Raw genomic sequence first — 9,021 nt, forward strand, 5'->3', positions numbered from 1 at the left:
GTGCTTCGGGAAGAGATCGTCGAGACCGTCGCCAACCACCTGACCCCCTCGGCCCTGAAATACGGCTACAGCGAAATTCCTCTTGAAACGAACATCAAATGGCGGCCCATGGTGCTGCTCATCGGCAATTATTCCTCGGGAAAATCCTCCCTGATCAACGAATTCCTTGGTGCGGAGATCCAGGATACCGGTCAGGCACCCACGGACGACTCCTTCACGGTGATCACTTATGATGAAACCCTCGCCGACGATGCGAAAATCCAGGTCACTGAAGAGCGGGACGGGAAGGTTCTGCTGAACGATCCGGAGTATCCTTTCTCCACCCTCAGGAAGCAGGGCCAGCGGTTTGCGTCTCATTTCAGGCTCAAGAAATGCAACTCGCCTTTTCTGAAGGATCTCGCGATCATCGACACCCCCGGGATGCTCGACAGCATCACCGAAAGAGATCGCGGCTACGACTACCAGGATGTCATCGGCGATCTGGCTCAGAAGGCGGGCCTGGTCCTCGTCCTTTTCGACGCCCACAAGGCCGGAACAGTCCGGGAAGCCTATAAAAGCATCCGGGAGACCCTGTCGGCCGCCACCTTCGAGGACCGCATCATCTTCGTCCTCAACCGCATTGACGAATGCACCTCCTTCAACGACCTCCTGCGGGTGTACGGGACGCTCTGCTGGAACCTTTCCCAGATCACCGGGCGTAAGGACATTCCCATGATACGGCTGACCTATTCCCCCAACGCAGCACCGAAAACCGTCGGCGCCGCAGGCTTTCGCAAGGCGGAATACCTGCCGCTCCTCGAAAACCAGCGCGAAGACCTCCGGCGGGCCATTCTCGATACGCCCCGGCGCCAGCTGGACCATTTGGCCAGCTTTGTCGAGGTCCAGGGAGAACGGCTCATTCATTACATGGAAGCCCTTTCGGAATACCGTGAAAAACGCCGAAAATTCCGGTTCCAGAAGATTTTGACGGGCGTCCTCGTCAGTGGTCTTTTCGGGGCCGTTACGGCCTTCTCCGTGTTGATGCTGGGAATCCCCGACATGATTCTTATGGGATCCGCAGCCGGCGTGGGTGCGGCGGTCTTCATGATCTTCTGGATGAGCGTCGTCCAGAAACGCCAGGAGGCGGCGTTCCACCAACATATACAGACGAATATAGACACCTTGACGGACGTCGAGGACCAGACCCGAAAGGACAGCTGGGAGGCGGTCCGCGAACTGGTCCGGAAACACCTGGCCAAGGGAAAGGGCGGCTACTCGCTGTTCGAGCTGAGACGTGACCTCGCGATTCTGCGACAGCGAACAGCGCAGGCGTCTCAGGAGATCCGGGAGGCCATGGGCGAGGTGGCGGCCCTGTCGGACGATGAAGAGGCCGATTTCGACATCCCGATTTTGTCCATTAACGAGATCAGCAAGCCTGTCGGCCTTGGAGACGCGTATTATGAAAATTTCAGATACACGATATGACGGTTCCACAGGAATCCGACAGGCGCGTTGCTCTTCATTGTTGCCGAGGCGTGTCCTGGAGGCCGCCCTGTTCATCCGGATGGGGACCGGTCACGGCGACCCTGATGAAATTGTACTTTCAAGAGGGTCTGAAGCACGAAAGGATGCCGAAAAGACGCAGTGACCCATGCGGGGGAGCCCGAAAGCCTGGAGCGATCTTCCTGCGTCATTGCCGAATTGAAGAGATATGCGGACTTCTCAAGATTCGAAAACAACAGAGGCCCTGCGCCTGCTCACGGTATGCCGAACCCGGCCGACGCCCGAGAGGGTGAGTATGCTTCGCCGCTTTGCCGGCGGTTCGAATCCGAGAGCTATTCTCGATCGGGCATTTTTGCGCACGGAATCCGTACCGTTGCCCCCGGATCCCGGAAGAACCGGCTTTGATCCGGGGTATCCAAAAATCGGAAGCTCGCAAGCGGCGGCGGTCCTTGAACAACGACCGCGTAACAGGGCCTGGATAGGCCGGGCGATTGCGGCGTCGGCGCGGCGCTACGGCCTTAAGATCAGCCCCGACCCCGCTGCGGCCGCGGATGATCTCCTCTCGTTTTTGTGTCGGGAGGTCTCCTTCTGGGAAGCGGACGCCTTTCCGCTGGAGGCCATGGGAGCCCTTGAAAACCGATATGACTGGACTTTCGACACCGATGCCTGGTCGATGCGGGAACAGCTGCGCCGGGAGGCTTCAGCGGTGAATCGGGCCTGGCGGATGATTCGGGGTCTCGCGGAAGACGGCCCTCTTTTGGTGGTTCTGAATGAGGCAACCCCCCGGGATTACCTGACTTGCCGGGTACCGCCGTGGACATCGGTATTCACCGGACCTGACCACGACAGAACGTGTTCTGTTCTGCTCTACACCGGCCTTAAAATCTCCTCCTCGGAGCATCGAACTCCCCTTGCGACAGGCCCCGAGGGCGCGGCGTTGCGAAAGGCCGTCGGCACTGCCTGGAGCCTGGGGCGCCGGGTCGTCGTCGTCGACTTTTCCCGGCGGCGATTTCCCCGGGCCTTTCTGAGAATATGCCGATTCGCCGGGGAGGCAGGGTGGGGGATTATGCCCGTGGGGAAAATACGCCGGATCGCGGGCAACGACCTTCCCGACAACCCCAAGTCGCCGCGGGGGCTTCCCGGGATCGTCGGCGCACCCAACATCATTCTGATGGACCCCTGGCCCGTTTCCGATCCGCAGATCATGGCAGGCCTCAGCGATTCTGTCCGGGGTCAATTCAGCGGCATCCCCGTCACCAAGCCCTGGCAGGACGATCGGATCGGGGCCCGGGTGGAGGTGGAGGCCGACTCCGACGGGGTCTACCGCCCGGCTTTTACGCCGTGGATCGTGCCGGTCCTGGGCGGCTGGATGCGGGCCGACCATCTCTTCAAAAGCCGGCTGGCCCGCTTTGTCCGCCTGCCGTCATGACGCTTAAAAAGCGGCCCGCATGCGTCCTGGACCTGGACGGCACCCTCAATCACGCGGTCCCGGTGCCGGGAGGCGCCGCGATCCGGGGACGGACCACTGATTCCTTTCTGTCGCCGGAGACCCTCGCGTGCCTGGCACGACTCTCCCGGAAGATCGACATTATCATCGCAACGGGGCGGTCCCGCAGTACGGCAGCCGATTTCAGAGCCGCGTTCACCCGATGGAGAATTCGGATCGCCGGCTGGATTTTCGAGCACGGGGCGGCGGTTCAGGGTCGCCCGGAGTGGACCCGAACGGTGCTGGCGGGCATGGAGATCGATCGGGTCCGCCGCGATCTCGGACGGGTAATCCGTGAGCGCGGAATGCCCATCGACGATACTCCCTATGTGGACAGCCATGATCACACCCTCCTGTTGTCGGGGAAGGGGCCCCTCCTGGCGGAGCACTTTATCGCCTGCGCCGCGGGTGTCCTGAAAGACGATTTCCGGTCCATCGTGGGTCGGCGGAAAATCGCTCTGATTCCGAAGCGGGCGGATAAATTCGCCGCTTTTAACGCCAATTTCGGCACCACCCATTTCCTGGCTTTCGCCGCCGGGGATCAGCCCGACGACCTGACGCTCCTGCGGTATGCCGTTTATCCGTTGACCCATGCCGGCGCCGACCCCGTCATCCGCCGATATGTCCGCTCACGGGACGGGTATGTGGCGCATTACGGCGGGCATGCCGGAACGGCGGCGTTGCTGGATGCGATCAAGGGACGTGTCCTTCGGGAGCGGGAATTTTCTCTTCCGGAAAGGAAGCCACCGGCCGGACCGAGGCTCCCGGTGGAGGAGACGACCTATTTCCGACCCTCGAAGCGCGCCTATCTGGACCGCCTTTTTGACGAATCCGTCGTGCCCGAGACCTGTCCTGAAACCAGATTTCTGGAACGACTCGGCGAACGGTTGGGGGGTGGACGATCCCTGGTGCTGGAGGTCGGGATGCGCGACTGGGGCGGTGAGGCAAAGCCGCTCAAGGCACTGCTTTCGGGTTTTCTTCCGTACCTGCCGCTGGCGAGGTGGCGCCTCTGGTTTCGTAGGGAACGGCGGGGCGCCGAAAATCTGGCCGATTTCAGGGCCATCACCCGGAGACTTGGCGGCATGGCATGGCTTCCCGACGGCAGGCCCCGGTTTTCAGCCCCGGGCGTTCCCGGATCCCCCCCGGATTTCGGGCCGCCGGAAGCGACCCTTCTCCTCTTCGATCATCCGGAAGATCTCGGAGCCTGGTACACCGCTGCCATGCCGCGGCTCATTACCCGGCATCCCCTCCGGCCCGGCGTTTTCTGGGTCAACCCCATGTACCTCAAGATCTCCGGCCCCACGCCCGGAACGTGCCGCATTTTCACGGATCAGGCCATTCGGGTCATGATGGCGGCCAACGTGGTGGACAAGACCGATATTGAGATCGCCGTCTCCGGATTCAGGAAGCTCAGGGATCAGGCCGACGCCTTGATCATCGCCCCCCGGGTGGTGACCAATCCTTCGCGGAATCGAATGATTCGGGATGCGGTTTCGGCCATAGGCGAGACGGCCGCGCCCTTGTCGAAGATCGGGCCGAAGGACCGGCCAGGGGTCATCGTTGTCGATACCTACGGCGACCTTCCCGGGCTTTACGCACAATGCCGCTTCAGCTACCTCGGCGGCGGCTTTGACCCGAGAAAGCGGGGTTTTGACCCGGTCGAATCCCTTAGAGCCGGAGTCCCGGTGATCATGGGGCCGCTCTGCGACTACAATCGGATTGCCGTGAACCTTCTTGCCGGGACGGGGTGGATCACCCGGCTGGAGGCTTCGGAGGCGACAGCCTCCGATATGGCGGAAGCCGTGCGCCGGCGAATGGAAAAAAAGCCCGACCCCGCCGTCCTCGAGGAATTTTTCCGGCGCCGGACCATCGATTCCCTGCAGGTGGCTCTGGAGGTGATGGCCCATCTTGCCGGCGTATGCCTCAAAGGATACCTCCTGCCCGAGCACCGGGTGTTTCCGGGGGATCGTATCCTGTCTTCGGCACTTGTCGGCAATTGAAATCGCGGCATCATGAAAGTCTTCTTGATTTTAAAGATCGCTTTTCATATGGTGGACGAAACACATGGAGAGGCGGCGCATGCAGCCTTTTCGACAGGTTTTGAGGTTCTCGCATATGGGCAATACGGTCCGTCGGTCGGAAATGCCGGCGAGGCGGTTCAATTGAGGCGTTCCCCGGTGGACTCCCTGTTCACCGGCAGTTTCATCTGGAAGACGGCGGTTGGAGGTGTAGGATGGGATATCCGTGCTCGGGCGTGATCCTGGCCGGTGGATTGAGCACCCGTTTTTCGGGGAGAAACAAGGCCTTTATCGAGATCGGCGGCATCAAGATACTCGATCGGCTTTACCGGTTGTACCGAGAGCTGTTTCCGGAGATCATCCTTGTGACCAACGCCCCCCAAGAGTATGTGGATTGGGATGTGACGATCGTGACGGACATTTTTCAGGAGCGAAGCTCCCTGACCGGTATCCATGCCGGATTGTCCGCGGCCACATACACCCATGCTTTTGTCGCGGCCTGCGACACCCCCTTTCTGAATCGGGGGTTGGTGGAGGAGGTGCTCCAACGCATCGAACCCCAATTCGACATCATCATCCCGAAAACGCGGGAAGGGTTTGAACCTCTGTGCGCGGTCTATGCCAGACGGTGCCTCGCACCCATGGAAAGAAGCCTTTCCAGGGACAATTTCAAAATCAGGGGGCTTTTCAACAAGCTCAAGGTCAGGACCGTTTCGGAAAAGGTCGTACTGAAGCATGACCCGGAGAAGATTTCATTTTTCAACGTCAACACGCCGGAGGATCTCGAAAAAGCGCATCGACTCCACCGCGATGAAATGCTTCGACAAACAGGAGAAGATAAGATGGATATCCGGAAAATGATGGCGGCCCTCAAGGCCCATCCCGATTATGCCGATGTCGGCATGGTGCTCTATCACAACGGCGTGGTCCGTGCCACGTCCCGGGACGGCAGAAAGGTCTCGGGGCTGCGGGTGGCCGTGGACCATGACCGGCTTGCCGAAATCCTGCGGGAGGGGAAGCAGCGACCGGGGATTGTCGAGATCCTCGTGGAGATCAACGAGGGGAAGGATCTCGCGGTAGGGGATGACGTCATGCTTCTGGCGGTGGCCGGGGATGTACGCGAGAACGTCATCGAAACCCTCACCGAGACGCTCAACGCCGTCAAATCCACCGTCACCCGCAAGACCGAGTATTTCATTGAATCCTGACCCGGGAGCATCGACAGGAGCAGCGGATGTCCACATTCACCCACATTGACGCCGAAGGTCGGGTCCGGATGGTCGACGTTTCCGGAAAATGGCCGACCCTGAGAACGGCTACGGCCGGGGGACGCGTCACCATGACCCCCGAGACCTTCGAGGCGATCCGGGACCACAGGGTTCGAAAAGGGAACGTGCTGGAGACGGCCCGCATCGCAGGTATCATGGCCGCCAAGAGAACCGCGGAGTTGATCCCCATGTGCCACCCCCTCAACCTGACCCACGCCCAGGTGGATTTCTTTCCGGAGCCGGAAACCTTCTCCATCCGGATCGAGGCCGTCGCCAGGATCATCGACGTGACCGGCATTGAAATGGAGGTTCTGACCGCCGTGTCTGTCGCCGCTCTGACCATTTACGACATGTGCAAGGCCTACGACAAATCCATGACCATTACGGACATCCGACTTCTGGCCAAATCGGGTGGAAAGAGTGGAGATTTCGTACGACAACGGGAAAAAAAGGGGGAAACCCCTTGAGAGGAAGAGCATTTTTTATGAAAACGGCTGCGAGACTTGGTTTTGGGGGACTTTTACTTCTCTGTCTTCTGGCGGGGTGTGCCGCGCCCCCACCGCCCGAGGGGCCCCTGGTTGTCCTTGACCCCTCGTCGTTTCCCGAATTTTCCGATGATATGGCCTTTGAAGGGATCACGGAAAGCCTTTCGGAAAGCCTCAAATACCTGAAGCGGGTCCCGGCCGATACCGCTTTCCGTTTCGGGTCGGATGTCTATGATGCGCCCCACATGATCCGGTCCCTGGAACGCTTTCAGGCTTTCATCGCGAAACGTCCCGACCGGAGCGTTCTTTCGGATTTCATCCGCTCCCATTACCGCGTCTACCGATCCGTGGGCGGTGATACCGGCCGAATGCTCTTTACCGGATATTACGAACCGTTCCTCCAGGGAAGCCTTTCCCGGAAAGCGGGTTACGCACATCCGATCTATGGCCCGCCGGAGGATCTTGCCGTGCTCGATCTATCCGATTTTTCCGAGAAGCTTGCAGGCCACAAAATCGTCGGGCGGGTGGCGGGAAAAACCTTTGTTCCCTATCATGACCGGAACGAGATCGACGGCGAAGGTGTCCTTTTGGGAAAGGCGCCGGTGCTGGTGTGGGTGGCGGATCCGGTGGCCCTTTTCTTCCTGCAGATCCAGGGATCCGGGAAGGTGTTTCTGGACGACGGCGACGTCCTGAACATCCACTATCACTCCAGCAACGGGCGTCCCTATCGAAGCATCGGAAACCTGTTGATCCGGGAAAACAAGATTCCCCAGGCGGAGATGTCGATGCAGCGCATCCGGGCCTATCTCAACACTCATCCCGGGGAGGTGGAACGCATCTTCAATTACAATCCCAGTTATGTCTTCTTCAGCCTTGAAAAGGACGGGCCCTACGGCGCCATCCGGGCCAAGCTGACCCCCGGACGATCCATTGCCGTGGACCGATCAGTCTTTCCAATGGCTGGAATCGCCTTTATTCAGTCTCAAAAACCGGTGGCCGCCAGCAAAGGCGCGGGGGGCGTTTCGAAATGGGTGTCGTTTTCCCGCTTCGTCTCCAGCCAGGATACGGGCGGGGCCATCAAGGGACCGGGACGGGCCGATCTTTTCTGGGGAAGCGGATCTTACGCCGAGACGGCGGCCGGCCACCTCAAGCATCCGGGGGAGCTCTATTTCCTGGTGCTGAAGCCCGAGGCCTGAGGGCAGCCGGTTTTGGGAACCGCGCGTAGCCGCTTCCCAAAGCAAATGCTCTCAATAAGTATTTTGCGGGTCAACATGGCTCCGGGCCCCGAAGGCCCGATGGTTTAACCTTCAAGTCGACGGTGTGTTATGGGACAGCAGCACTCCCCTGTAAAATTGGCAAAGTTTCTGGATTACATTCTGGGGCATCGCCCCGATGAATTCGGCCTGGTGCCCGATGATAAAGGGTTCGTCAGGATCAAGGACCTTTTAAAGGTGCTGCAGGAAGAGGCGGGGTGGGGATATGTCAATCAAGGTGCCTTGAACGAGGTCGTATTGAGCGTTCCCGACGCACCCGTGGAGATTGTCGAAACGCGAATCAGGGCTCTCGATCGGAACAGACTGCCGATCCCGACGGTAACCAATAGTTTACCAAAGCTGCTGTACACTGCGGTTCGGAGAAAGGCGCATCCGGTGGTTCTCGAAAACGGCATTTCTCCTCTGGGCGGATTCACCCACGTGGTGCTGTCGTCTGACCGGGCCATGGCCCAGAGGATCGGCAGACGTATCGATCAGATGCCGGTCATCCTGACCGTTCAGGTGGAATGGGCCGGCCGGCGTGGGGTTCAGCTCCTGAAATTCGGGGAGAAGCTTTACCTGTCCGACCCGATCCCGCTGGGGGCCTTCACGGCGCCGCCCCTGCCCAAAGAGAAGGAAGATTTCAACGCCAGAAAGAAAAAATCAAGCGAGGAAAAGTCCCAGGCCAGGACTCCCGGCAGCTTTACCATCGATTGGGCGGATATCGAGGAGAAAGCCTCGGTACGGCGCGAACGCAAAGATCGGGAGATGTCGCGGAAAAAAGAGCGCCGCCAACAGCGCAAACAGAAGCACGAAAGATGGGATTGACCCCTTTTTTTGCCCGAAGAATGACAATTTTTCATTGACAACCCCCGGCAAAGTTGCTAAAAGCCGACTCGTTCCTGAGGACATTCCGCCATACGGGCCGTTAGCTCAACTAGGCAGAGCAACTGACTCTTAATCAGTAGGTTGTTGGTTCGATTCCAACACGGCCCATCAAAGAAAACAAAGGGTTAGAGCGATCATGCT

General features: G+C 59.5%; 7 protein-coding genes and 1 tRNA gene. All 8 read left to right on the forward strand.

Annotated elements, in window-relative coordinates; genetic code table 11:
* A partial coding sequence (locus tag AB7S84_RS14710) for a dynamin family protein (RefSeq protein ID WP_428155362.1) occupies positions 1–1,464 on the forward strand: 1,464 nt, incomplete at its 5' end.
* A gap of 226 nt (positions 1,465–1,690) precedes the next feature.
* Complete coding sequence (locus AB7S84_RS14715; protein ID WP_153302757.1) at positions 1,691–2,911, forward strand: hypothetical protein; 1,221 nt, start codon at positions 1,691–1,693, stop codon at positions 2,909–2,911.
* Positions 2,908–4,968, forward strand: a complete 2,061-nt coding sequence (locus AB7S84_RS14720) for a hypothetical protein (protein WP_428155364.1) — start codon at positions 2,908–2,910, stop codon at positions 4,966–4,968. The genes AB7S84_RS14715 and AB7S84_RS14720 overlap by 4 nt, the downstream gene beginning before the upstream one ends.
* 233 nt (positions 4,969–5,201) lie before the next feature.
* Positions 5,202–6,194 (forward strand): NTP transferase domain-containing protein, encoded by a 993-nt coding sequence (locus AB7S84_RS14725; protein ID WP_020877941.1) that lies wholly within the window; start codon positions 5,202–5,204, stop codon positions 6,192–6,194.
* A 26-nt stretch (positions 6,195–6,220) separates the two neighbouring features.
* Positions 6,221–6,721, forward strand: coding sequence for a cyclic pyranopterin monophosphate synthase MoaC (moaC, locus tag AB7S84_RS14730; RefSeq protein WP_020877942.1), 501 nt, complete (start codon positions 6,221–6,223; stop codon positions 6,719–6,721).
* Positions 6,722–6,738: 17 nt separating this feature from the next.
* Positions 6,739–7,935, forward strand: coding sequence for a murein transglycosylase A (gene mltA, locus AB7S84_RS14735; RefSeq protein WP_428155367.1), 1,197 nt, complete (start codon positions 6,739–6,741; stop codon positions 7,933–7,935).
* A 129-nt stretch (positions 7,936–8,064) separates the two neighbouring features.
* Complete coding sequence (locus AB7S84_RS14740; RefSeq protein WP_020877944.1) at positions 8,065–8,820, forward strand: RNA 2'-phosphotransferase; 756 nt, start codon at positions 8,065–8,067, stop codon at positions 8,818–8,820.
* Between the two features lie 94 nt (positions 8,821–8,914).
* A tRNA-Lys gene (locus AB7S84_RS14745) sits at positions 8,915–8,988 on the forward strand.
* Positions 8,989–9,021: the final 33 nt, after the last annotated feature.

Source organism: Desulfococcus sp., assembly GCF_050178255.1.
Classification (GTDB): domain Bacteria; phylum Desulfobacterota; class Desulfobacteria; order Desulfobacterales; family Desulfococcaceae; genus Desulfococcus; species Desulfococcus multivorans.

Coding starts and splice junctions, on each gene's coding strand:
- AB7S84_RS14740 (WP_020877944.1), top strand. CDS start 8,065: ATGGGACAGCAGCACTCCCCTGTAAAATTGGCAAAGTTTCTGGATTAC.
- mltA (WP_428155367.1), top strand. CDS start 6,739: ATGAAAACGGCTGCGAGACTTGGTTTTGGGGGACTTTTACTTCTCTGT.
- moaC (WP_020877942.1), top strand. CDS start 6,221: ATGTCCACATTCACCCACATTGACGCCGAAGGTCGGGTCCGGATGGTC.
- AB7S84_RS14715 (WP_153302757.1), top strand. CDS start 1,691: ATGCGGACTTCTCAAGATTCGAAAACAACAGAGGCCCTGCGCCTGCTC.
- AB7S84_RS14720 (WP_428155364.1), top strand. CDS start 2,908: ATGACGCTTAAAAAGCGGCCCGCATGCGTCCTGGACCTGGACGGCACC.
- AB7S84_RS14725 (WP_020877941.1), top strand. CDS start 5,202: ATGGGATATCCGTGCTCGGGCGTGATCCTGGCCGGTGGATTGAGCACC.